The sequence below is a fragment of the Enterococcus sp. DIV0174 genome, assembly GCF_050529065.1.
Taxonomy (GTDB): Bacteria; Bacillota; Bacilli; order Lactobacillales; family Enterococcaceae; genus Enterococcus_B; species Enterococcus_B thailandicus.
Map to the genome: position 1 here is coordinate 1,851,545 of NZ_CP172881.1, position 22,867 is coordinate 1,874,411.

The 22,867-nt window shown below is 37.5% G+C and carries 22 protein-coding genes, 1 tRNA gene and 2 pseudogenes; 5 read left to right on the plus strand and 20 right to left on the minus strand.

The window, feature by feature from the left end; all coding sequences use genetic code 11:
• Window positions 1–49 precede the first annotated feature (49 nt).
• On the plus strand, window positions 50–1,150 hold the full coding sequence (locus IGJ93_RS08775; RefSeq protein WP_067480621.1) for a hypothetical protein: 1,101 nt from the start codon (window positions 50–52) through the stop codon (window positions 1,148–1,150).
• Between the two features lie 201 nt (window positions 1,151–1,351).
• Here the strand turns inward: IGJ93_RS08775 and IGJ93_RS08780 are convergent.
• Window positions 1,352–1,423, minus strand: a tRNA-Arg gene (locus IGJ93_RS08780).
• Between the two features lie 226 nt (window positions 1,424–1,649).
• Between IGJ93_RS08780 and IGJ93_RS08785 the strand changes: the two genes are divergently transcribed.
• The gene (locus tag IGJ93_RS08785) at window positions 1,650–1,808 is read left to right on the plus strand and encodes a hypothetical protein (RefSeq protein ID WP_172843729.1); all 159 of its coding nucleotides are present in this window, start codon (window positions 1,650–1,652) and stop codon (window positions 1,806–1,808) included.
• Between the two features lie 107 nt (window positions 1,809–1,915).
• On the opposite strand, the gene IGJ93_RS08790 is transcribed toward IGJ93_RS08785, so the two are convergent.
• The 11 genes from IGJ93_RS08790 to sfsA all read right to left on the minus strand — a co-directional run bounded on the left by IGJ93_RS08790 (window position 1,916) and on the right by sfsA (window position 12,392).
• The gene (locus IGJ93_RS08790) at window positions 1,916–3,097 is read right to left on the minus strand and encodes a GNAT family N-acetyltransferase (protein WP_067480618.1); all 1,182 of its coding nucleotides are present in this window, start codon (window positions 3,095–3,097) and stop codon (window positions 1,916–1,918) included.
• A 128-nt stretch (window positions 3,098–3,225) separates the two neighbouring features.
• A complete protein-coding gene (locus IGJ93_RS08795) occupies window positions 3,226–3,639 on the minus strand; it encodes a DUF3284 domain-containing protein (protein WP_067480615.1) in 414 nt (137 codons plus the stop codon).
• Window positions 3,639–3,818, minus strand: coding sequence for a DUF3188 domain-containing protein (locus IGJ93_RS08800; protein WP_067480612.1), 180 nt, complete (start codon window positions 3,816–3,818; stop codon window positions 3,639–3,641). The genes IGJ93_RS08795 and IGJ93_RS08800 overlap by 1 nt, the downstream gene beginning before the upstream one ends.
• A gap of 30 nt (window positions 3,819–3,848) precedes the next feature.
• A complete protein-coding gene (locus IGJ93_RS08805) occupies window positions 3,849–4,070 on the minus strand; it encodes a hypothetical protein (protein WP_067480609.1) in 222 nt (73 codons plus the stop codon).
• Window positions 4,071–4,146: 76 nt separating this feature from the next.
• Entirely contained in the window at window positions 4,147–5,604 is a 1,458-nt protein-coding gene (locus IGJ93_RS08810) for a PTS sugar transporter subunit IIC (RefSeq protein WP_067480606.1), read from the minus strand.
• 141 nt (window positions 5,605–5,745) lie between these two features.
• Window positions 5,746–6,066 (minus strand): PTS lactose/cellobiose transporter subunit IIA, encoded by a 321-nt coding sequence (locus IGJ93_RS08815; RefSeq protein ID WP_067480603.1) that lies wholly within the window; start codon window positions 6,064–6,066, stop codon window positions 5,746–5,748.
• A 29-nt stretch (window positions 6,067–6,095) separates the two neighbouring features.
• The gene (locus IGJ93_RS08820) at window positions 6,096–6,413 is read right to left on the minus strand and encodes a PTS sugar transporter subunit IIB (protein ID WP_067480601.1); all 318 of its coding nucleotides are present in this window, start codon (window positions 6,411–6,413) and stop codon (window positions 6,096–6,098) included.
• 166 nt (window positions 6,414–6,579) lie between these two features.
• Window positions 6,580–9,279 carry a sigma 54-interacting transcriptional regulator gene (locus IGJ93_RS08825; RefSeq protein WP_075491578.1) on the minus strand — a complete coding sequence of 900 codons (2,700 nt, stop codon included), beginning with the start codon at window positions 9,277–9,279 and terminating at the stop codon, window positions 6,580–6,582.
• A gap of 63 nt (window positions 9,280–9,342) precedes the next feature.
• The gene (locus tag IGJ93_RS08830; RefSeq protein WP_067480596.1) at window positions 9,343–10,623 is read right to left on the minus strand and encodes a DEAD/DEAH box helicase; all 1,281 of its coding nucleotides are present in this window, start codon (window positions 10,621–10,623) and stop codon (window positions 9,343–9,345) included.
• Window positions 10,623–11,636, minus strand: a complete 1,014-nt coding sequence (locus IGJ93_RS08835; protein ID WP_071868218.1) for a Gfo/Idh/MocA family protein — start codon at window positions 11,634–11,636, stop codon at window positions 10,623–10,625. Before IGJ93_RS08835 ends, IGJ93_RS08830 begins: the two co-directional genes overlap by 1 nt.
• Before the next feature lie 18 nt (window positions 11,637–11,654).
• A complete protein-coding gene (sfsA, locus tag IGJ93_RS08840; protein ID WP_218657882.1) occupies window positions 11,655–12,392 on the minus strand; it encodes a DNA/RNA nuclease SfsA in 738 nt (245 codons plus the stop codon).
• A 171-nt stretch (window positions 12,393–12,563) separates the two neighbouring features.
• Between sfsA and IGJ93_RS08845 the strand changes: the two genes are divergently transcribed.
• The 3 genes from IGJ93_RS08845 to zwf all read left to right on the plus strand — a co-directional run bounded on the left by IGJ93_RS08845 (window position 12,564) and on the right by zwf (window position 15,325).
• Window positions 12,564–12,920 carry a DUF4828 domain-containing protein gene (locus IGJ93_RS08845; RefSeq protein WP_218657883.1) on the plus strand — a complete coding sequence of 119 codons (357 nt, stop codon included), beginning with the start codon at window positions 12,564–12,566 and terminating at the stop codon, window positions 12,918–12,920.
• Between the two features lie 219 nt (window positions 12,921–13,139).
• Window positions 13,140–13,787 (plus strand): metal-dependent transcriptional regulator, encoded by a 648-nt coding sequence (locus tag IGJ93_RS08850; RefSeq protein ID WP_067480584.1) that lies wholly within the window; start codon window positions 13,140–13,142, stop codon window positions 13,785–13,787.
• A gap of 14 nt (window positions 13,788–13,801) precedes the next feature.
• On the plus strand, window positions 13,802–15,325 hold the full coding sequence (gene zwf / locus IGJ93_RS08855) for a glucose-6-phosphate dehydrogenase (RefSeq protein WP_218657884.1): 1,524 nt from the start codon (window positions 13,802–13,804) through the stop codon (window positions 15,323–15,325).
• A gap of 142 nt (window positions 15,326–15,467) precedes the next feature.
• Here zwf and ileS read toward each other — a convergent pair whose 3' ends face one another.
• From ileS to ftsZ, 8 genes and pseudogenes are all read right to left on the minus strand, one after another.
• Window positions 15,468–18,260, minus strand: a complete 2,793-nt coding sequence (ileS, locus tag IGJ93_RS08860; RefSeq protein ID WP_218657885.1) for an isoleucine--tRNA ligase — start codon at window positions 18,258–18,260, stop codon at window positions 15,468–15,470.
• A 254-nt stretch (window positions 18,261–18,514) separates the two neighbouring features.
• Window positions 18,515–19,219 (minus strand): DivIVA domain-containing protein, encoded by a 705-nt coding sequence (locus tag IGJ93_RS08865; protein WP_067480576.1) that lies wholly within the window; start codon window positions 19,217–19,219, stop codon window positions 18,515–18,517.
• Between the two features lie 20 nt (window positions 19,220–19,239).
• On the minus strand, window positions 19,240–20,022 hold the full coding sequence (locus IGJ93_RS08870; protein ID WP_067480574.1) for an RNA-binding protein: 783 nt from the start codon (window positions 20,020–20,022) through the stop codon (window positions 19,240–19,242).
• 18 nt (window positions 20,023–20,040) lie between these two features.
• Window positions 20,041–20,310, minus strand: coding sequence for a YggT family protein (locus tag IGJ93_RS08875; RefSeq protein WP_082294048.1), 270 nt, complete (start codon window positions 20,308–20,310; stop codon window positions 20,041–20,043).
• A 14-nt stretch (window positions 20,311–20,324) separates the two neighbouring features.
• Window positions 20,325–20,699: pseudogene (locus tag IGJ93_RS08880) on the minus strand (cell division protein SepF); the annotation flags it as partial.
• Window positions 20,700–20,821: 122 nt separating this feature from the next.
• Window positions 20,822–20,918 (minus strand): annotated as a pseudogene (locus IGJ93_RS08885) (cell division protein SepF); the annotation flags it as partial.
• Window positions 20,919–20,931: 13 nt separating this feature from the next.
• Complete coding sequence (locus tag IGJ93_RS08890; protein WP_067480565.1) at window positions 20,932–21,609, minus strand: YggS family pyridoxal phosphate-dependent enzyme; 678 nt, start codon at window positions 21,607–21,609, stop codon at window positions 20,932–20,934.
• A gap of 17 nt (window positions 21,610–21,626) precedes the next feature.
• Window positions 21,627–22,865 carry a cell division protein FtsZ gene (gene ftsZ, locus IGJ93_RS08895; RefSeq protein ID WP_067480562.1) on the minus strand — a complete coding sequence of 413 codons (1,239 nt, stop codon included), beginning with the start codon at window positions 22,863–22,865 and terminating at the stop codon, window positions 21,627–21,629.
• Window positions 22,866–22,867 lie beyond the last annotated feature (2 nt).

The window sequence follows — 22,867 nt, forward strand, 5'->3', positions numbered from 1 at the left end:
TTTCTAAGATTCTCTAACAAAATTATATCACAGAGATGAGGAACTAAAAATGAGAAAAGTGTTAGGTAGTTTGGCATTGTTTGTATTATTATTTTTTTTCACGGGCTGTGAAAAAAACATCACAACAAAAGATTTAAAAGCAAATGATTGGTTAATTGAAACAACTAAAGAAGGTGAACCAAATATAATAGCCTCATTTTCCGACCACGTCGTTTCATTTAGCATTGATACCAGTGAAATGGACTCTAAAGCTAACGAATGGGAAGCTTTAGGTGAAGAATTTGCCAAAACGTTAGTAGAACAAATGAATTATAAATTTGAATACACGCTAAAAAATAATGAAATGGTGTGGAAAGATGATGAAGATAAAAAAAACGATGCTACCTATATCGTTAGCAAAGAAAAAAAAGATCTTATTTTAGCACCTGACAAGAATAATAAGTCGGACAACAAGGAAAAATTGATACTAAAGCCCTATACAAAAAGGAAAACGATTAAATCTACAAAAAGCACTAGCTCCAGTAGTAATAAAAAATCTTCGAGTACTACAAAGGCTAGCACCAGTACTGCCTTTTCAACAAAGGAGAGCACTACAGAAATTTCAACTGTAGCTACTACTAACGACTATCAAGCAATACTAAATGAGTACACGACCAGTTTACAAAGCTCTACTCCATCTCTAATAGAAGAATTTAGAAGCGAGGCGGCGAATAATACGTCCGGAGTCGATGGATTAGCTGCTATTTCAAATAATAAGGTTGAAAAACTTGCGATGATTTCCACTGAAGGAATGAACCAAATGGCAAATTATCATTATTCGATTTCCGATAATTACGCTACTTATGAAAGTTGGGCCAGTAAATTGACCGACGTATACACGACTGAATCTCAAAAAATAATCAGTGAATATTTAGCATACTCAATGACTGTAGCTGTCGATGCAAACGACAAAAATACTGAACAATCCGTCCAGCAAGATTATGCCTCTTCTAGCAAATCTCAATCGGAACGTGAAAGCACTTCTCAATCACCTCAAACAGAGTATGAAAGCTCAACTGATACAGGTTATGAAGAAGTATCGCAAAGCCCTGAAAACATGTCTGCTCATACAACGATATCGTCCGAGCCAGTGAAAGTCCAAAACAAGTAGCCTGACTTATCAGAATTACATTCGATCAACGATTGGTATTAAATAGAATTGATTCAAACAACTACTTGCTACATCATTTGGCAAGAGTTGAGAAGTAAATAAAAAACTTGTTTGGCACAAATTGGGGACCAAAAGTAAACAAAAAGCCTCTAAAACTAACTTTTAGAAGTAAGTTTTAGAGGCTAACTTTTTAAGCCATTACGTTCCCTGCCGGAATCGAACCAGCAACTAATCCTTAGGAGGGATTTGTTATATCCATTTAACTAAGGGAACTTTTTAACAATTAATTGAAACATAAAGAAACATAAAAACTACTTTGAACAATTTAAGTCCAACAGAATTATTGTAGCTGTTTTGTTTTTTTCTTGCAAGCCTTCCCCTGACAAAAAACGAAGTATTTCTTACGTTTTTTCTTCTCAAAGCAAACTATTCGCAATCTTCTACTCGCTGATGCTACACTTAGAGTATGAATAAGTCTTATGCTTAGGAGGAATATTTGATGACAGAAAAGCCGAAAGAAAAAATCTATGCTGAACGTTTCGATGCCTCAAAGAAAGATCGGGAAAAAATTTCAAAAGCTGCTATCCAGGAACATAAAGAAGCTCATCCTCAACCGCCAAATAAAAAATTCAAGTTTAAGAAAAAACCCACTCAGTAGGAACTGATTGTGTCCGTGATAAAACACGGACGAAAAAATTTTATGAACAAATAAACGTTTAAAAAAAGAGTCAGGCAAAGTGCATCGCATTTTGTCTGACCCTTTTTTTAGAAATAATCGTTTAAAACAGGTTTTTGATCTGGAATCAGTTCCGCCAATTTTTCAACTAACGCTTCTGAACAAATCAATTTTTCTTGGAAAACCAATTCTTGAACTTTTTTATAACCCATAAATAATTGCGTTAAACTTTGGATTGTCCCACTAACTCTTGGCAACATAGAGTCTGTTACGGGATTGACACGAACTTCACCGTCAACTAGGACCACTTCAAAGATACCTTCATTCCAACTTGCGTAAGCATCTTCTGTTACTTCAACAGCAAAAGCCACTTGTGTTTTTGGAAATGGATAAGCAGCTAAAAATTTAGCTAAGTCAACGATTCTTGCCATCATATCTGGTGTGATTGTTGTTTTTGCAAAAGGATTGGCAAGTAGTGTATTCAGATTATTGCCAGCGTAGCCACAAGCAAATGCAAATGTTTCAAATGCCCCACTGTGTGAACCAACAAAGCGAGCAAGCGCCTGAAACGCAGTGTGTGTCAAATAGCCCCATTCTACAATGGTAAATGTTGGTGTATCCAAACGATAAACTAAATAACCTGCTACTGCACCAGCTTCATCATAATACAATGCAAACTGATGTCCTTTCTTTTGGCGGAATTTAAAATCAATCCACCAAGCTTCCCGTGCAACTGCACCACGTTGATTGTCAGCCATTTTAGGATAAATTTTTGCTATTGCTTCTTGTGCCTGGTCAAACGAAGTCCGAACCATCTTTCCCGGTACTTTTTTGACTGCGGGGAAATCACGACTAGCTAATTCATAATGAACTTTTTCAAATAACAGTTCATAGCCATAACGACGATAAAAAGGATAAGAAAATGGTGCTAAATAAGACAATGTCACATCTCTTTCTCGACAATCAGTAAGGATTTGCTCCATGATTTGATTGATACCGCCTTGCCCTCTTGCCTCCGGATACGAAGCAACATAACCAATTCCAGCCATCAACAGTTCTTTCCCATGAAAAGCAACCGGAAACGGTGTAGCCATTACTTGGCTCATCAATTGTTCTTCTTCATTGAAAAAACCATAATTCCATGAGTGTTCTGCGATGGTTTGAAATCGTTCCCGCCGTTCAAACGTATCTTCAAAATTAAATGCGTAAGCAGCTAAATCAAACATCTCGTCGATTTGTGCACTGCCTAATTCCTTGACCTTTTTATTCATTCTTGCTACTCCTCCTACACAAAAAACTGATTGATAACTCGCTTGAAGTTTGGTTACCTGCAAACTCCAATCCACGCTCAATCAGTTCATTTACAACTTGCTTTTTCTTTTTGTCATGTAATGATAACCTAATACGTTTCTTCAATCATCGTCAACATTTTTTTGAATTGGCGACGTTTGAAATACATCAAGATTGTGCCCAAAACCATATCATTCAATTTTTGCAATACGCCATGCGAAGTCATTTGTTCCGTATAACGGATTTCACATGAGGAATCATCGATTGGTTTGATTTGATAGTGAACAACAAAATCATTTTTGGTCGTTGATGTCCGAAATTTATAAGATTGATTTTCGATAACTTCCTCGATTTTGATTCGAGCACGGCTTGATTTAGAAAATACTTTTACATATTCAAAGTTATTTAGCTGTTTACGTGTGATGCTTTTCCCTGTTGCTTTACGCACATCAAAAAGAACAGAGTCCATAACTTTATCGTAAAAGAACGATGCCGGAATATTCAATTTTTTTGTAAGTTCCATTAGTTATTTTTCTCCTTTACTTCTTTTTTCTTTCCTTTTTTAAAGAAATAGATACCTAAACCTAACAAAAACAAGCCCGTAACCATACTATATAAATCATAACTTTGGGTATTGGGGTTTAGACTATACAATAACACTAAAGAGCCAATACTACATAAAAATAAGCCATTTTTTATCATTTAAACCATCCTATCTTTCAAACACTTTTATTATACTGCAGTTGCTTGGAAATATAAAACTGTGCCCCAAGGTTGCGCTTTGATTAGTTCTTTTGCCTTTTTAGCGGCTACTTCTGGATCACTTGCTGTTGTTTCAAACATTAGCTTAATCCCTTGTTTTTCTTTAAATTGGAAGCTAATTCCATCTTCGTTAAATCCTTCTAAAAGTTCTTTAATAGCATCTTGCTGCATTGCACTTGCGATTGTAATCATTGATTTGTCCTCCTAATATTTACAAAAAAGACTGCCTCCACCTCACTGGAAGCGTCAGCAGTCTATCTTTAGTTAATTATTGTTCCCCAGCATTAGGGTCCATTTTGTTTGCTGCAATAACAAATGGTGCCCAGATTAAGAAGGTCACGACCATACATACTAAGGTTACGATTGGCGCACGCCAGTCTGCCCCTGTTGCTAAGAATGATAGTAAGAATGGCGGTACAACCCATGTTACTTGTTGCGATACCGGTGCGACCAGACCTAGGTAAGTTGCTACCCAACCAATTGCTGTCGCAACAACTGGCGCAATCAAGAAAGGAATGAACATGATTGCGTTCAATACGATTGGTAAACCAAACATTACTGGTTCATTGATATTGAAAAGACCAGGTCCAATTGACAGTTTTGCAACTGTTAGATAATCCGCACGTTTTGAGAAAATCAAGATAGCAATCAAGAGAACGATTGTCCCACCTGAACCACCAAACCAAGCGAACGCATCAAATGAACCACGAACCCACATGTAAGCTTTGCCGTCTTCAATAGCATCTAAAACAGCTGGTGTACCTGTTTTTCCATTGTAACCTTTTTGGAAAATATCGATATTGATCAATTGTGCTTGTCCCCAGATACCTTCTAGCACTGGTGCCAATACGTTTGGACCATGAATCCCGAAGAACCAGAAAATTTGCACAAAGACTGTAACGATCAATACAGCGCCGATCCCTTGTGATAAACCAAGGAATGGTTCAGCAATGTATTTTTGAACTAAGTCAATAATCAATTGACCATCAGTGAAACGTCCGACAACATAGTTAATAATTGCAATTACATATAAAGCGATTGTTGCTGGCAAAATAGCTGCGAAAGCTTTAGAAACTGCCGGTGGTACTGAATCAGGCATTTTGATTGTAATGTCAGCTAACATCAATTTACAGAAGATAATAACAGAAATGGCACCCATAATCATAACAGTGAAGTAAGCATTTCCATTTAGGTGATTTAAATTCAACCAACCCCATAAACCAACAGATAATGTACCATCTGCTACAGTCGCACCAACACCACTATTGTTGATTGCTTCTGCTACATTTGCTGGAACATCCACATTTAGCGCTGCTGAAAGAGAAGGACCAAACGCGATCCCTTGAATCAACGTTGCTAAACCTACGATACCACCTGCTAGGTCATTTACACCATAAGCTCGTGCTAAGTTATAGCCCCAAGAAAAGGCAAAAATCAAACCTGCGATAGCTAGTGTTCCGTTCCAAACAAAGCCGTTGATACCAATAATAACATTTAATACTGCAAAGAAACCTTTGTCTGCTGCTAAACTATCTGCATAAGTACTAATAAATTGCTGTGGCAAATCACGAATGATTGCATTGATCATTACAGCAACAGACCCTGCCATCGTTGCAGGCATTGTACCGATAAAAGCGTCACGTAAAGCAACTAAGTGCTTCTGCGCGCCAATTTTAGCGGCAACCGGTAGGATGTGTTTCTCCATCCAAGCTGTTAATCCGTTCATTTTATTGTTCCTCCTATAAGTTTATTTATACAAAGAGTTGCCTCCCTATACCAAGTTAAAAAATCCGTTCAAAATTTTTTTCTTCTTCCGTTCAAAAAAGAAGGTGTTGGCGTATAACTTCTCCCGTTCAAAAAAGAAGTATTACTCATTTCCTAAGCGACGATAAATATCAATAATTTCTTTTGCTAAATCTGTAAACGCAATCGAAGTCATCAAGTGATCTTGGCTATGAACCGTTAATAAAGTCACTTGTACATGATTTCCTTGTGCTTCTTGTGTTAGCATTTCTGTTTGTGAATGATGTGCTTGGACTAGTGATTCCTCAGCATCTGCGATTTTTTGATCTGCTAAGGTAAAGTCACCTTGTTTCGCTGCCGCGATTGCTTCCATCGCATCACTTTTTGCGTTACCACCATACATAATCAAACCCATGATGGCTTCTAAATTTTGTTGATCTTCCACGTTTGTCTTCCTCCAAATTTCTTAATCAGTTATTTCATTAAACTTTCTGCTTGTTCAAGTACTTTTGCACCATTCATCATGCCATAGTCTTGCATGTTGATTACATCTAAAGGAATACCTTTTGGCGCTAGTTTTTGTTCAAATTGGGATTTCATGAAGCGGACTTGAGGTCCTAATAAGAGTACGTCTACATTTTTTGCTTCTAAATTGTTGTCTGCATCTGAAGCTGAAACTGCAAAGATATCTGCATCGATTCCTTTTTCTTCAGCTGCTTTTTGCATTTTTGTTACAAGTAGGCTTGTGCTCATTCCAGCGGAACAAACTAACATGATCGTTTTTTTCACCATTTTCTCCACTCCCTCTAATTTGTTTTACACTTTATTATAATGCAAGAAGCGTGCCAATAAAAAAAAAGGCTAAAATAGCGTTTTCACGCCTTTTAGCCTTCAAAAACAGTGCGCACACTATTGGTTTTGTGTGCAAAACAACGATTAGTGTGCTGTACTGTATACTCTATTCATTTTTAATCTTATTTTCCAGAAACATCTGTGTAAGATACGCAATCTCATCTTCCGAGATTTTGATTTGATACTTTCTTTCTAACGGCATTAAATTTGTACGAACCATATCCATCTCAAGTCGATATTTCTTAGCAAATTCTGGCAGTTGTTTAAAGACACGGCTCTCTTCATTTTTGATAAGAGCGTCAATCATAAATGCTAAATGAATCAAGATTCCTGCATCGACTCCTGGCTCCACGATGATTGAAATATCTGTTTGAACTTGTTGAACTACCTTTTGTAAGGAATAAATCAGTTCATCGATTGCCGGAATGGCTGATAACGAGTCTTTTAAAGAATAGACAATCTTATCAATTGGGATTTCATCGTCAGCCATTCGTTTCAATGTGTTCAACTTCTCATCATTGAAAATATCATATGCTGAAAAGAACGGGATATTTTGATAATCCACATCCACCGTCCCAGCAATTGCTTTAATCTCGTATTCTTCTAAAAGAGCATCAATATGTTTTTTGAAGGACTCTCTTTCTAAAAATTGCATTTGGATCAACTCAACTTTTTGTTGATTGATAACTGGTGCAATCCGTTGGTAAAGCTTCGCGGCTACGCCCTCACCAGTAAAGCAAGTCACGATAACTGCTTTTTTACGTTGATTATCTGCCACATCACCCAACTTGAATTGGTCACGAACAATTGATTCAAAGGATAACTGGATATTTTGATAAATATCTTCTAAACTTCTTCCCACATTCGCCATTCGGATTGCTTCAATCACAATCATCGTACTTGTCATCGTAATTGCTTTTGTCCGAACACCGGTCTCTTCATAAATCAAATTACTAAATGTGTTTAAGGAACCCATATCAGTTAATAACAGTAATCCATTGCTTAGTTGTGCTTGACGAGCTTTCACGTAAGCTAAGACTTCTTCATACATCGTTTGCACTTCCATAGCAAGCGGCATGTTAAAGGCTGCCCCGATTTTAGTTCCAAGAAGTTCCTGCGCCATCTCCAACATACTGGAAGCCGTTTGGCGCCCATGCATCAACACAAGGACATCGACATTATTTTCTTTGACCCGCTCGCTCTCACCTAAATTAATTGATAAAAACATACTGATGAAGCCTATCTCATCAAACGGAATCTCAACTTCGCACTCGTCTTCAATAATAGTAGATAAATCAATTGCGACTTGAAATTCTTTCTTAAAGTGCTTGCGGATATTATTCAAATCCGGATGAACAATCATGTGTCCATCACGTACGCGATCTAATGTACTTTGTAAATGTAAAGCAAAAGCAAACCGTGCTTTTTCATTATAAATCCGATCCAATCGTTCTTCTGCCACATCATATAATTGGTTCGTCAACTGCCAGATATCATCTGGCAACAAATCTTTAGGAATATTGCTTTGCGTTAGCTCTTCGACATAGGTTTCAAAGTATTCATCGACATCTTTTGAAATCAGCGCTTCTAAATCGATACTTTCCACACCAGTTTCAGCCAAACTAGCTACTTTTTCTTCAATGTCATTATAAACTTGCATATTACGTTCAGGATCTTGTGACCAAACAACATCTGCCAATCCTGGCTCAAAGGTCAAGTATTGGCTTTTACTTTCGATAAAATGATCTAAGCGCTCTGGAAGTTCCTTGATTTTTAATAAGCCTTTTTGAACTTGTAACGAAAGTTCTTCTTTACGAATAATCAACTTTTGTTCATTATGCGTGCGGTAATGCAGAAATGATTTGGCACAAACTAATTTTAAATCACGTTTCACTTGACCGATATTTCCTTCTGCATCATAGAGCATAAATGCTAAAATCGCTTCTCGTTCAATATCGATGCGTTGATTCAATCGATTAGCCTCTTGTTTAATGAAGAGCGAAATAATTTCATACCGTTCATCCAATGAACGTGAAGCTAAGTTTGGCAATGTAATTGCCATCGGAATACGACGATTAAACGTCGTCAAGAAACTTTCAGAAGACTCCGTCGTAGCACCTATAATTTGCACAGCTGCTTCATGAACTTGCGCACTTTCACCTAATGGTCGATAAATTCCTTTATCAATAAAAGTAAACAACATTTCTTGACCTTCAGGTGGAAGTCGATGGATTTCGTCAAGGAACAAAATTCCGCCATCTGCTTTTGCAATTAACCCTGGGCTGTCTTCTGCAGCTCCCGTGTAGGCGCCTTTTTTGATCCCAAAAATGTGTCCAAACAGCAATTGAGGATTCTGTGCATAATCAGCACAGTTAAATGAAACAAACGGTGCATCAGGTGCCAAAGTTTCAGCGTCCATCGCAAAATGATACATACATTCTGCAAACATAGATTTCCCTGTACCTGTTTCCCCAAAAATAATTGTATGTAAGCCTCTTGGTGGATAGAGAATCGCTGCTTTTGCTTGTTGGATACTCACTTTTAGCGATTCGTTTTCTCCTACTAATGTTTCAAAGGTTACTTGTGTTGATGAATCAACATGGACTTCTTCTTTTGCTTCTTTGGACATAGAATAAACCACCGGACGACCAGCGGTTTTCATGATTTGTCGCTCTTTATATAGATCACTTAAATAACGGCTTGCATTACTTCGATCAATGTGAAGATGTTTGGCTACGTCACTTGCAGTTAAGCCGTGTTGATTGATTGTTAATAAATGGATGATTTCTTTCTGGCGAGCATTCATACAAACCCTCCTTTAGTGAGTTTTCATTGATGCCGTTTTCAACATAATAACACAAAAAGGCGCTTATTTGCGCCTTGCTCCTTTATTTTTTTGCTTTTTTGTTTTCTTCTTGTTCTTGTTTTTTTTGTTGATTTTTTCTGTTTCAGGAAGCATTTTTGTGTGTTTTGCTACTGTTGGATTCACCTTTTTTAGTGGACGTTCTGTTTTTTCTTCTTTTTCAGCAGGCTCATGATGCAACATCCCACCATACAAATAGATTTCGGTCATCGTGATGTTTGCTTCACGCGCGATTTTCTTCATATCTCTTAGCTGATTGTCTTGAACCAAAGTAATGACTGTACCAGCATTTCCCATTCGACCTGTACGACCTGAACGGTGAAGATATGTTTCGACATTGAAGGGAACTTCCGCGTTGATAACATAAGGTAGTTTAGCAATATCTAAGCCACGAGCAGCCACATCTGTTGTCAATAAGGCTGTTGTTTTACCTGCCTTGAAATAATCCAATGCTGCTTTTCTAAGTAGTTTATTTTGATCTGAAGCCAAACTTCCCACCGTTACACCACGGAATGTTAGTTTTTCTTCCATCAGACCCAATTCACTTAGCTGGTTAAAGAACACTAATCCTTGAAAACCAGCTACATGCATCAAACGACGCAAATAATCATCTTTTTTACGTGCGGGAACACGTAAAAAGTAATGTTGCAGTCCCTTTCTTGACTCGTCTTCTTTGGAAACATCTACCACTTGGAGCTGTTTCCCACTAATCTCTTCAAACATTTCCAACAAACGATCTGCCGTAGCAGAAAAGAAAGCTAATTGATAATCAACTGGTGCTTGATGCAAGATTTGTTTCACTAATTGAACACTACTTTCATCAAATAACTGATCTGCTTCATCAAATACCATTGTTTGGATTTGGTGTGCTTTCAGTTTCTTCCCCTTCATCAATTCTAAAACGCGCCCGGGTGTTCCTACCAAGATTTCTGGTTTTTTCTTCAGCCCTTCGACTTGTCGTTTCACATTGGCACCGCCAAGTAACGATTGAACTTTTAAATCAACTAAAGCTGCCCATGTGCGAGCAACTTCCGTTACTTGGATTGCCAGTTCCTGCGATGAAGTCAAAATCAGTAAACTGCTACCAGCTTGTGGTTGAACATTGAGTAGTAACGGCCAAAGATAGGCTAACGTTTTGCCAGAACCCGTTGGGGAGATTGCTACTAAGCTTTCTTTCTCACGTAATTTTTGAAAAACAGCTTGCTGAATCAAAGAAGGTTCTTCAAATCCTTGACTCGTCCATTTTTCTTGCCATTTTTCAGGAAATGTTTGTATAAATTCATTCATTAAATTTCTTCCTCATTATCTGCATCAAAAGTGATGCCTCCATTTTTTCTTAAATCGTAAACGACTTGGTTCACATTTCGTGCTAATTCGACCCATTCTTCATACAATAAGCCCCATGCACGATCTTCGCGATAATTGAGTACATTCGCAAAGTCTGCCGCTTCTTCCACCATTGGATTTTCTGCGACTTGGATTGCTAAATCCACGATTTCCTGTTGATTTCGATCATGGAACTCCGCCTTTTCAATCGCATTCACCCCATTTAAAACTAAGGTTCCTGAATCAAAATAAATTTCAGAAGGCATAAAGGAATCGCCAATTTTTCCGGGTTGAATTGCAACATCAAAGGAATCATAGCGTAAAATCCCCCAGCCAAGACCATCGACTCCAGTCGAAATTTTTCTTGAAAAATAGTGGACTTCTTTTGGCATACCAAACCAAGCAACTGCCGCATAAACTAAATAAACACCTAAATCCATCATTGCCCCACCAGAAAAATGAGGAGAGAAAATATTTGGTTCTTCACCATCTAGGACTTGGTCATATCGAGAAGAATACTTCATATAACTAAAGTTCGCACCAATGATTTCGTCTTTTGAAGGTAAGTGATCTGTAACTTTTTTAAAGCCTTTTTCATGAATATTACGAGCGGCTTCAAAGAAGTACACTTTTTGTTCATTCGCTAGATGAATGATTTCATCCATTTCTTTTGGTGTTGAGAATGCAGGTTTTTCAACGATTACATTCTTACCAGCTAAAATAGCTTGTTTTGCCTGTTCAAAATGAAGACTGTTTGGCGAAGCAATATAAACGGTATCCATATGGGCAATTCCAAAGAATGTTACTAAGTCTGTCGCAAACTCAATATCACCCGAGTATTTTTCGCCAAATGCTTGCGCTTTTTCCAGTTTTCTTGAATAAACTGCTGTTAGTTCATATTTTTTTGTACTTAAAGCTGCTTCAACAAATTGATGTGTGATCCAATTTGTTCCAATAATACCTAAATGAATCATTTTCTCGTCCTCTTTTCTTTAATTATTTTCATTCACTGGATTTTTAAACGGTGCATCCAGATCAAAAGGAATTCTTTGCTTTAATCGTACACTATCCGCGTTCACCAAACAATTATACGTAAGAACTTGGACGCCTTCTATTTGAGCTGCTCGAATAGCCAGTGCAAATTCTGGTTGCATCTCTTGATGAATCGTAGAGACTGTTAATTGTTCAAATTGAGCAATAAACAAAACATATGTCAAGTACCCTTCTTTGTGTGCGTCTACTAATTCCAAAATATGTTTTAGCCCTCGCGTCGTTGGCGCATCCGGAAATGCTCCGACAGCTAAATTTTCTAACGTCATTCCTTTGACTTCCACAAAAATTTTTTGATTCGTTGAAGTTTCCAAATAGATATCAAATTTTGAATGATGATACACAACTTCACGTTTCAAAAAAGTAATTTCCCCCATCAGCTCAGGCAACTGGATTTTCCCATTTAAAATTCCTTCAGCAGCTAACTGATTAGGCAATTGGCTATCAATGTTGAACCAAGCGTCTTTTTTCTTAACTGCAATTAAATCATAATCTGTTTTTCTTTTAGGACTTGGCGTGTAAGTCACTGCAACTTGCGCACCTGGAAGAAACACTTCTCTTCCGCGTCCTGTATTCTTGACATGAGCAGTGATGACCTCGCCGTCTGTTTTTTGACAATAGGCAATAAAACGATTGGGTCGTTCAAGAAAAGAGACGACCTCGACTTGCTGATAATCCACTTGTTGTCACCTATCTTTCTATTTAGTATCCTATCATAATTTTACTAAAAACACTTGAAAAACCAGTCGAAAGTCTTAGAGAATTTTTATCCTTTTTTCGGTAGAATGAATGTAAGCATAAAAATGACTACGAACTTTCCCCGTTTAATTTAGTTAAGAAGGAGCGATTCGATGAAAAAAAGAATTTCGTATCTGATTGGCATGTCGTTATTGACCTTGCTCGGTGGGGTCGCTGTTCAAAAAAGGCAACAAAAAAAGCAAGAAAAAGCAAGTGATGTTACAACTTATGTTCGCACCTGGTATTTTCAAGATCACCTTCAGCAAAAGCATCAACTAACTGTTCTTCCTGAATACACGTTAGTTTTAGATCAGCAACCAATCCAAGCAACCTTAATCGAATTAAATGCTCAAAAATTTGTTGTTCGTGATCAATATGGTTACCATCTCGTATTGACGAACCAATCGCCGATGACATTTTATGATGAAGCTGAAGATATCTCATATGTTTTGAGCAAAAAAGAGCAATAATTTATTTCAATTTTCTTGTCACAAAAATAACCTAGAAAATCACTTCAAACAATTCAATTGATTCCGGTAAATAATCCAGCTGACCAATTTGTGTCAGCTGTTTTTGTTTGTGAAGAGCGAACAAAAATTCCTCATTTTTTCATTTAGAAAAATAGTCATTTTCATTTTTTTTTGTTACACTTACTATTGATGGTTTTTACCATGAAAGGATGATCGAACATGACACCAAATCGAGAGGATTACTTAAAAATCATTTTAGAGTTGGGTGGCGATACAACCAAAGTTAACAATAAACAAATCGTATCCAGCCTGGATGTCTCGCCGGCGTCCGTTAGTGAAATGATTTCAAAACTTGTGAAAGAGCAATTAGTTGAACATTCACCCTACCAAGGCGTACAATTAACGACCGCGGGACTTTATAAAGCTAGTAGCTTGATTCGCAAACATCGTTTATGGGAAGTTTTTTTAGTTGAACATTTAGATTATCGTTGGAATGAAGTACATGATGACGCTGAAGTCTTAGAACATGTTACGTCAGAACAACTTGCAGATCGTTTAGAAAACTATTTGAATCATCCTAAGCATTGCCCTCACGGCGGCATTATCCCACAAAAAGAACAAGTTGTTCATGAAGAGCGCCGCCAAACATTAGAATCTTATCCACTTGGCACACACATTCGGATTGCTCGCGTACTAGATGAAAAAGAACTACTCGACTACCTTGTAACCATTGATCTAAATATTGATGAAGAATATGAAATCATTGATATCGCAGCTTACGAAGGCCCGATTACGATAAAGAACGAAACCAAACAAATTTCCGTCAGCTTCAAGGCGGCTAGTACCATTTTTGTTGATAAACTATAAAGGAGGACATCTGCATGTCAAATGAAAAAAATGTTTTATTTACGATTTTTGGCGGTACAGGCGATTTAGCACAACGCAAGCTGTACCCTTCCTTATTCCGCCTTTATAAAAAGGGGAATTTAAATGAACACTTTGCAGTGATTGGTACCGCGCGCCGTCCTTGGTCAGATGAACACTACCGTGAAGTAGTCAAAGAGACGATTCAATCATTGAACCCAACTGCTGAAGAAGCTGAACGCTTTGCTGACCATTTCTACTATCAGTCACATGATGTAAATGATTCTACGCATTACCAAACCCTTAAAGAATTAGCGGACGAATTGGATGAGAAATACCAAATCAGCGGAAATCGCGTGTACTATTTAGCAATGGCACCACAATTTTTTGGAACGATCGTTACACATTTGAAATCAGAAAAAATCGTTACCGAGACTGGGTTCAATCGTTTGATTATCGAAAAACCATTTGGCGCAGATTATCAATCTGCTTTTGACTTGAACCAACAAATTCGACAGGTTTTTCCTGAACAGGATATTTTTCGAATCGACCACTATCTAGGAAAAGAAATGATTCAAAATATTTCAGCTATTCGCTTTGCTAACAATATCTTTGAATCACAATGGAACAACCGTTACATTGACAATATCCAAATCACATTTGGTGAAAGTCTTGGTGTCGAAGATCGTGGTGGATATTACGATCACAGTGGTGCACTAAAAGATATGGTGCAAAACCACATTCTACAAGTTGTCGCTTTATTAGCGATGGAACCTCCTGTTGCCTTTTCTGAAAAAGAAATTCGTACAGAAAAAATCAAAGCCTTAAAAGCTGTTCGGATTTATAACGAAGATGAGGTCAAAGAAAACTTTGTTCGTGGACAATATGCAGCTGGAGAATTGGATGGACAACGTTTCAAGGCTTATCGTGATGAAGATAAAGTAGATGAACATTCTGAAACAGAAACATTTGTCGCTGGAAAATTCACTATCGATAATTTTCGATGGTCCGGTGTTCCCTTTTATATCCGAACTGGTAAGCGTTTGACGGAAAAAGGAACCCGAATCAACGTGGTCTTCAAACAAGTGCCCGTCAATGTTTTTAAAACTTCTGTTGATGAAGCTTGCGAAGAAAAAAACCTTCCACCAAATGTTTTGACCATCTACATTCAACCAACAGAAGGTTTTTCTCTTTCACTTAATGGGAAAGAAGTTGGACAAGGGTTTGATACTGAACCAATCAAGTTAGCCTTTCGAAATAGTGCTGAAATGGTTGAAAATAGTCCTGAAGCTTACGAAAAATTACTTTTAGATTCCTTAAATGGTGATGGAACAAACTTTTCACATTGGGAAGAAGTTGCTCAATCTTGGCATATCGTTGACGTAATTCGTAAAACGTGGGATCAAATCCAGCCTGATTTTCCCAATTATAAAGCTGGTTCAATGGGGCCTGATGAAGCATTCGAACTTCTAGAAAAAGATGGTTTTGAATGGATCTGGCAACCCGACCATTGGTACCGTGAACGTGGAAAATTAAATTAACAACTCTTGTGACTCAAAGAAGCACGTTTCTTATCAACAACAGTTGATAAGAAACGTGCTTCTTTTTTGTCTAGTTAGTTTACATAAAAAAGAACTATCCAACTAAATAGATAGTTCTTTCTTTTGTTCTTTTGTTCTTTTCTTATTCGAATCCTTCTGCAACAGCTTCTGGATAGTTTTCTTCAACAATTTTGGCACAACGTCCGCATAAGTGTGGTAATTTTTCATCCACACCAACATCTTTACGGATTTGGCGACAACGATCACAAACTTCTCCGTCTGCTTTTTCAACTAAAATTGCTACATCTTCAAAATCAACTGCGTCAGCTGGAGCAACTTCTCCTGCAGAGGCAATTTCAAAATAGTCAGGAGAAATAATCAACAATTGTGGAATATCAGCATCCACTGCTGTCAATAATTCACGAACTTGTTCATTTGGATAAACCGTTACTTTTGCTTCTAAAGATTTACCAATCAATTTTGCGTTTCTTGCTTCTTCCAAAGCTTTTAACACTTTGTCACGGAAATCCATAAATGCTTCCCAAGTATCCATCAATTCAGCTTGATTTGAAAATTCTTCATAACCAGGCAATTCACTCAATTGTACATAGTCTTCTTCTTCTTTTAAGAATGACCAGATTTCTTCTGTTGTATGAGGAATGATTGGTGTTAATAATTTTGTTAATGCAACAGCAGTTTGGTAGAAGACAGTCTGCATACAACGACGTTGATAGTCATTTTCTGACTCGATATAAACAACGTCTTTGGCAAAATCTAAATAGAATGCAGATAAATCAACGGTTAAGAAATTCATCACTGTACGATAAATATGCATGAAATTATATTTTTCATAGCCTTCATCACGGATTTCTTTAATCACTTGGTTCAAACGAACGGTCATATACTTATCAACTGAACGTAATTCATTGTAAGAAACCGCATCTTGTTTTGGATCAAAGTCTTCCGTATTAGCAATCAAGAAACGCATTGTATTTCTGATTTTGCGGTATACTTCTGCTACTTGACCTAAGATATCCATTGAAACACGAACGTCTGCTTCATAATCAACACTTGACACCCATAAACGAAGAATATCTGCACCGAATTGTTTGATTACTTTATCAGGAACAATCGTATTCCCTAAAGATTTACTCATCTTGCGTCCTTCACCATCAAGTGTGAAACCTTGAGAAAGAACTGAGCGATAAGGCGCTACACCATTGATTGCTACACTCGTTGTAATACTTGAGTTGAACCAGCCACGATATTGGTCAGAACCTTCCAAATACATATCTGCTGGGAATGATAATTCTGGTCGTTGACGTAAAACAGCTTCATGTGAAGAACCAGAGTCGAACCAAACATCCATGATATCAGTTTCTTTAGTAAATTCGCCATTTGGTGAGCCAGGATGTGTAAAGCCTTCTGGTAAAAGATCTTTCGCCTCTTTTTCAAACCAAATGATTGAGCCATGTTCTGCAAATAGTTTTGCCACGTGCTCGATTGTTTCTGGTGTAATGATTGCCTCACCGTTTTCCGCATAGAAAATTGGTAATGGTACACCCCATGCACGTTGGCGAGAGATAACCCAGTCCCCACGATCACGAATCATGTTGTACAAACGAGTTTTGCCCCATGGGATAATCCAATCTACATTTTCAACTTCATCTAAAATGTTTTGGCGGAAGTCATCAATTGATGCAAACCATTGTGGTGTTGCACGATAGATAACTGGTTTTTTTGTACGCCAGTCATGTGGATAGCTATGTGTAAAGAATTCAATTTTCAATAACGCGCCTTTTTCTTCAAGCAACTCTGTAATCATTGGATTTGCTTTATCATAAAAAATGCCTTCAAAGCCTGGTGCTTCATCAGTAAACACACCTTTAGAATCTACTGGTGAAACAACTGGTAATTTATATTTATTCCCAGCAATGTAGTCATCTTCCCCGTGTCCAGGAGCAGTGTGAACTAAACCAGTTCCTGCTTCTAATGTTACATGGTCACCTAAAATAACTACAGATTCACGATCATAAAAAGGATGTTGTGCTGTCATGAGTTCCATCTCTTTACCAGAGATTTCCTTCAGTACAGTAACATTTTCCCAACCAATTTCAGCTTGAACTTTTTCTAATAAATCTTTTGCTACAACAAACTTGCGTCCGTCTGCTTCAACTAGAACATAAACAAAGTTTTCGTTTACAGCGATTCCTTGGTTTGCTGGCAAAGTCCATGGCGTTGTTGTCCAAATAACAAATGACGTATCTTCATCTAAGACTCCTTTGCCATCTTTCACTTTAAAAGCAACAAAGATTGATGGTGATTTTACATCTTTATATTCAATTTCAGCTTCGGCAAGAGAAGATTCACTTGATGGAGACCAGTAAATTGGTTTTAATCCTTTATAGATGTAACCTTTTTCTGCCATTTTTCCAAACACACGAATTTGTGCCGCTTCGTACGATGGGTCTAATGTTACATAAGGATGTGCCCAATCTCCAGCAACACCTAAGCGCTTAAAATCTTCACGTTGCTTATCAACTTGAGAAAGCGCATATTCACGACATTTTTCTAAATACTCAGTGATTGGCATTTCTTTACGTTTGATACCTTTGTTTGCTAATACTTGTTCGATTGGCAATCCATGTGTATCCCAACCTGGAACGTAAGGTGCACGGAATCCAGACATTGATTTTGAGCGAATGATAATATCTTTACTAATTTTATTCAAAGAGTGACCTAAATGAATATTACCGTTCGCATAGGGAGGTCCATCATGTAGAATAAAACTTGGTTTGCCTTCATTTAATTCTTGTCTTTTTTGGTAGATGCCTACTTCTTCCCATTCTTTTTGCCATTCACCTTCACGGTTGGGCAAATTTCCACGCATAGGAAATTTTGTTTTTCCTAATTGTAATGTCTCTTTCATTTTCATAAAAGAACTTCACTCCTTTGATTTTTTCTAAACGCAAAAAAGGCACGTGCATCCCAAAGGGACGAACATGCCGTGGTACCACCCAAATTTAAGTTACAAAAAACGTAACTTCTTCGAGACCAATAACGAGGTCAGCCGTTACTTCTTACTTTTATTTCAGAAATAATTAAGGTAGAGGATCTTTCACTTTGTAGGGTCTTGCCAAACTCACACTATCATTGGCTCGCTAAAAGAATTCAAAGTGCTTTTCTGTTCTACTCGTTTTCGTCAGCAATAACAGAGAGATCAATTTCTCTCGTATCAAATGTTTGAACTGCTGGAGACTCTAACGTTTCTGATTCTGAGTTTACAACAGGATTATTTTCATTGTCAAGCTGTTTTGCCAAAACTTCTTTAATCACTTCATGGCTATCATTCACATAACTTGAGAATGGTTGTAAAATTTCATCCCACTCAGGACTCTTCACTTGTTCTAGTTGTGATTCTAACATCAAGCTGATACGTTGGTGGAAGACACGTGTCCGTTTTTTCAAGTCTTCCGTTTCTGTTGCAAGTTGTTTTGCTTTTTCAGTCGCATCTGTTAAGATTTGACGTGCTTTTTCTTCCGCATCAGTTGTTAGTTGGTGTGCGCGTTTTTCAGCATTAGCAACTAATTCATCCGCTTTATTTTGAGCAGATGTCACAATAACTTCTGATTCTTTGCTTGCACTTGTTTTTACTTTATCTGCTGTATCTTGTGCAACAATAATTGATTGGTTCAATGCATCTTTTAATTCATTGAAGTACTCTAATTTTTCTTCAGAATGTTTAATTGCTTTTTCTAATTCACGATTTTTAGTTGTTGCTTCCTCATAGTCACGAACAACTAAATCTAAAAAATCATCTACTTCATCTTGATTATACCCACGCATTTTTGTTGGGAATGTTTTATTTTGAATATCTAATGGAGTTAAAGCCATGAATAAACCACCTCTTTGTTTTATTTGCGTAATACACCAAATAATACCCTATATTTTTCTTTTTTCGTTTTTCCCTCAAGTTCTTGAATCTGGATTCGCCCATATCCACGAATCGAAACAATATCTAATAATTCAAGAATAAAATCTGGTCGTGTGTTTTCCGTCCAGTTCACTTTCACTTTACCAGATTCAATCAATTGTTTCGACCTTTGCCTAGAAATATTATAGATTTCTGAAATGACGCTATCAAGGCGCATCGAAGTCACTGTTCCTCTTTCTTGTGTCCAACTATCTTTTGGCAATAACATTTCTGTATAAGCAATTGGTTCTAATCGAGCCGTTACTTTACCAATTTTCGTTATTTGAGCAACAACAAAGTGTTCAATCTCTCTTGCAACAAAGATTTGCCATCGTTCACCATCTGAGATAATATCTCCAAAATAAGCACGCTTAATGCCAGTACCTACCAATGTACCTAATATTTTCCCATGACTTAAGCTAGCAAATTTACTAGGATAGTGCACCTCATACAAGCTCACTTCAAAATCGTCTTCAGTAGGTTCGTAATACTCCGGATAAATCAAGCATCGTTTTCTCTCCGCTTGTTCATATCCACCATAAAACGTAAAACGCAGCTCACTGTCTTGGCGAATCAAAGTTTCCAAAATATAAGCTTGTCTTGGATCTAAGAAATCAGTTAAGTACGGTGCATATTGGCTTTGTACTTGCTCAATCCAATCGCCAACCGAATCAATAAATGTCCGTTCTTCCGTTCGGAAATGTTGGTAGATATTTTCATCCATACTACTCACCTCCTAAAACTATAAAAGTGAAACAATAATCATTGTTAATCCTTGGCTAGCTAGATTCAAAATAATAACTGCCACCATGATTGTAAGGTCAATTGGTCCAAAGCGTAAATTTAATCGATCAAACAAGCTAAGGTAAGGTTCACAGATTCTGGATAAAAATTTTCCAAAAGCTGATTGATACCCTCCAGGAAACCAGGACAACAATGCATAAATAACTAATAAAATAGTATATAGATAAACTGCATCATTAAGTAGATTAAGCAAACGATAAATTAAAATGGTCCTTCCTCCTCTTACAGATCAAAAATATTTGCATCTGCGAATGTTTGAGCAGTTGAACTATCAATTTCCATACCAGTTGGTGTACAAAGAAACATTTCATCGCCAACCCTTTTGATGTCTCCATCCAATGCGTAAACTGTTCCAGTTAAGAAATCAACAATGCGACGTGCTTGTTTTTCTTCCACTAAATGGAAGTTCACTAATGTCGCTTCACCAGCAATGATTTTTTTAGCAATCATCATTGCTTCTGAGTAGGCACGTGGTTCCATCACTGTGATTTTATTTGCCAAATTAGTTTTCGGTTCATAAGATTGACGAGCAGTCTTTTCTTCTTGTTTCACTGGTCGTGTTGGAGCTTGACGAAGCTCAATTACTTTCTTCTGCTCAACAGTCGGTTTTTCCTCACGTATCGCATAATGCGAAGTATTGGTAACTGTTTGAGTTGCCTCACGCGTTGGTTTATTAACTGTTGGTTTTACTGTTTTTTGTGTTTGTGACTGAGTCACCGTTTGTTTTTTTGTTTCAGGAAAATCTGGATATTCGTACTCTTCTTCATCGGCTAATCCGAAAAAATTAGCAATTGCTCCTCTATTTAAAAGTGGCATGACTCTTCCTCCCTTATTTGTCCTTGAATAGCGCTGTACCTACACGGATAAATGTTGCTCCTTCTTGTATCGCAATCGGAAAATCTTGACTCATTCCCATACTTAATTCTTCACACGGTGCATGAGCAAATCCTTGCTGATGGACAAGGTTACGTAAGTCTTCAAGTGTTCCAAATACTTTGTGGATTTGTTCAACAGAAGCATCTTTGGGGGCCATAGTCATCAAGCCAATTACCTTGATTTTTGAATAATCACCTAAAGATTCAACAAATGAAAGCAACTCATCTGGAGAAATTCCATGCTTGGATTCCTCACCTGATACATTTACTTCAATAAAGCAAGCCAATTCTTTCTCAGCCCTCTTTTGGATTTCTTCTGCTAATTTCAAACTATCCAGCGCATGAAAATAATCAATTTCATTTACAATCAATTTTACCTTCCTACGCTGTAAATTACCAATCAAATGCCATTTTATTTCAGGAAAATCAACTAAATCTTGCTTCTTCTGTAATAATTTGTCTACACGATTTTCTGCACAATGCAGAACACCCGCTTCAACAAGTTGTTTGGTCGTATCTGAATCAACTGATTTTGTTACAGCAACTAATTGAACTTCTTTCGGATTTCGATGAACAAGAGCACACGAATCCTGAATTTCTTGCTCAATTTCTTGCAAGTTGTCAGCAATCATGTGCTCTTTCCTCTCCTTTATCGCTTGCGACGGAAAAACGGTGGCGTATTTAATTCGTCATCGTCATTCGCTTTTGTTTCTTCGCGGCTGAATGTATCAAAATCTTTTTTTTCAACATTATCAAAGTTTGATTCTTCAACTTTAGGACGGACATTTTGTTCACGTCTGATATCCCAGTCACCAAAGCTGTTTTCATCTTCAGTTGAAGTTGGTTTTGCTTGGTCCATATCTAAGATTGGTTTTTGAGCTTGTGATTGCATTTGTTGTCTAGCTGGACGGCTAGACTTACGCTCCTTTTTTGACTCATCAATACCTGTTGCAATAACCGTTACGCGGATTTCATCGCCCAATTCTTCGTTAATTGATGTACCTAAGATAATGTTTACATCACCTGTAGCAGCATTGGCAACAATATCAGACGCATCTTGTGCTTCAAATAATGTCATGTCTAGCCCACCAGTAATGTTCAACAATACTTGCTCTGCTCCATCGATTGATGTTTCAAGAAGTGGAGAAGAAATAGCTTTCTTCGTTGCTTCAATGACACGTTCTTCACCGCTGGCAACACCAATTCCCATTAATGCAGTTCCTTGATTTTCCATCACAGTTTTAACGTCAGCAAAGTCAAGATTTACATAACCTGGTGCAGTGATTAGATCAGAAATTCCTTGAACACCTTGTCGTAAAACATTATCTGCTTCACGGAATGCTTCAAGCATTGGTGTCTTCTTATCAACAACTTCAAGTAAACGATTGTTTGAAATAATCAATAATGTATCGACATTTTCTTTCAATCGAGCAATACCTTCAGCAGCGAAACGTCCACGTTTAGGACCTTCAAAAGTAAATGGTCGTGTAACAACTCCCACTGTCAAAGCGCCTAATTCTTTTGCAATTCCTGCAACGATTGGTGCAGCACCGGTACCAGTACCTCCACCCATTCCAGCAGTGATAAAAATCATATCTGCGCCATCTAAAGCTTCACGCAATGATTGTTCACTTTCTTCAGCAGCTTTTTGGCCAACTTCTGGTTGAGAACCAGCACCAAGACCACGTGTATATTTAGGGCCTAATTGAATAACAGTTTCAGCCTTTGAATTTTTTAATGCTTGAACGTCTGTGTTGGCTGTGATGAATTCAACACCTTTAACGTTTTCTTCAATCATACGGTTTACAGCATTTCCACCGCCGCCACCGACACCGATGACTTTGATAACTGCGCCGTCATTGATATTATTATCAATTGAGAATTCCATGT

What these genes read in the sequence shown, in the direction of transcription:
- IGJ93_RS08835 (WP_071868218.1), bottom strand. Translation starts at nt 11,636, where the DNA reads ATGATTCATTTAGGTATTATTGGAACAAATTGGATCACACATCAATTT.
- IGJ93_RS08785 (WP_172843729.1), top strand. Translation starts at nt 1,650, where the DNA reads ATGACAGAAAAGCCGAAAGAAAAAATCTATGCTGAACGTTTCGATGCC.
- IGJ93_RS08820 (WP_067480601.1), bottom strand. Translation starts at nt 6,413, where the DNA reads ATGGTGAAAAAAACGATCATGTTAGTTTGTTCCGCTGGAATGAGCACA.
- IGJ93_RS08850 (WP_067480584.1), top strand. Translation starts at nt 13,140, where the DNA reads ATGACACCAAATCGAGAGGATTACTTAAAAATCATTTTAGAGTTGGGT.
- IGJ93_RS08845 (WP_218657883.1), top strand. Translation starts at nt 12,564, where the DNA reads ATGAAAAAAAGAATTTCGTATCTGATTGGCATGTCGTTATTGACCTTG.
- IGJ93_RS08790 (WP_067480618.1), bottom strand. Translation starts at nt 3,097, where the DNA reads ATGAATAAAAAGGTCAAGGAATTAGGCAGTGCACAAATCGACGAGATG.
- IGJ93_RS08775 (WP_067480621.1), top strand. Translation starts at nt 50, where the DNA reads ATGAGAAAAGTGTTAGGTAGTTTGGCATTGTTTGTATTATTATTTTTT.
- IGJ93_RS08865 (WP_067480576.1), bottom strand. Translation starts at nt 19,219, where the DNA reads ATGGCTTTAACTCCATTAGATATTCAAAATAAAACATTCCCAACAAAA.
- ftsZ (WP_067480562.1), bottom strand. Translation starts at nt 22,865, where the DNA reads ATGGAATTCTCAATTGATAATAATATCAATGACGGCGCAGTTATCAAA.
- IGJ93_RS08810 (WP_067480606.1), bottom strand. Translation starts at nt 5,604, where the DNA reads ATGAACGGATTAACAGCTTGGATGGAGAAACACATCCTACCGGTTGCC.
- IGJ93_RS08870 (WP_067480574.1), bottom strand. Translation starts at nt 20,022, where the DNA reads ATGGATGAAAATATCTACCAACATTTCCGAACGGAAGAACGGACATTT.
- IGJ93_RS08805 (WP_067480609.1), bottom strand. Translation starts at nt 4,070, where the DNA reads ATGATTACAATCGCAAGTGCAATGCAGCAAGATGCTATTAAAGAACTT.
- IGJ93_RS08795 (WP_067480615.1), bottom strand. Translation starts at nt 3,639, where the DNA reads ATGGAACTTACAAAAAAATTGAATATTCCGGCATCGTTCTTTTACGAT.
- IGJ93_RS08800 (WP_067480612.1), bottom strand. Translation starts at nt 3,818, where the DNA reads ATGATAAAAAATGGCTTATTTTTATGTAGTATTGGCTCTTTAGTGTTA.
- IGJ93_RS08825 (WP_075491578.1), bottom strand. Translation starts at nt 9,279, where the DNA reads ATGAATGCTCGCCAGAAAGAAATCATCCATTTATTAACAATCAATCAA.
- ileS (WP_218657885.1), bottom strand. Translation starts at nt 18,260, where the DNA reads ATGAAAATGAAAGAGACATTACAATTAGGAAAAACAAAATTTCCTATG.
- zwf (WP_218657884.1), top strand. Translation starts at nt 13,802, where the DNA reads ATGTCAAATGAAAAAAATGTTTTATTTACGATTTTTGGCGGTACAGGC.
- IGJ93_RS08830 (WP_067480596.1), bottom strand. Translation starts at nt 10,623, where the DNA reads ATGAATGAATTTATACAAACATTTCCTGAAAAATGGCAAGAAAAATGG.
- IGJ93_RS08890 (WP_067480565.1), bottom strand. Translation starts at nt 21,609, where the DNA reads ATGATTGCTGACAACTTGCAAGAAATTGAGCAAGAAATTCAGGATTCG.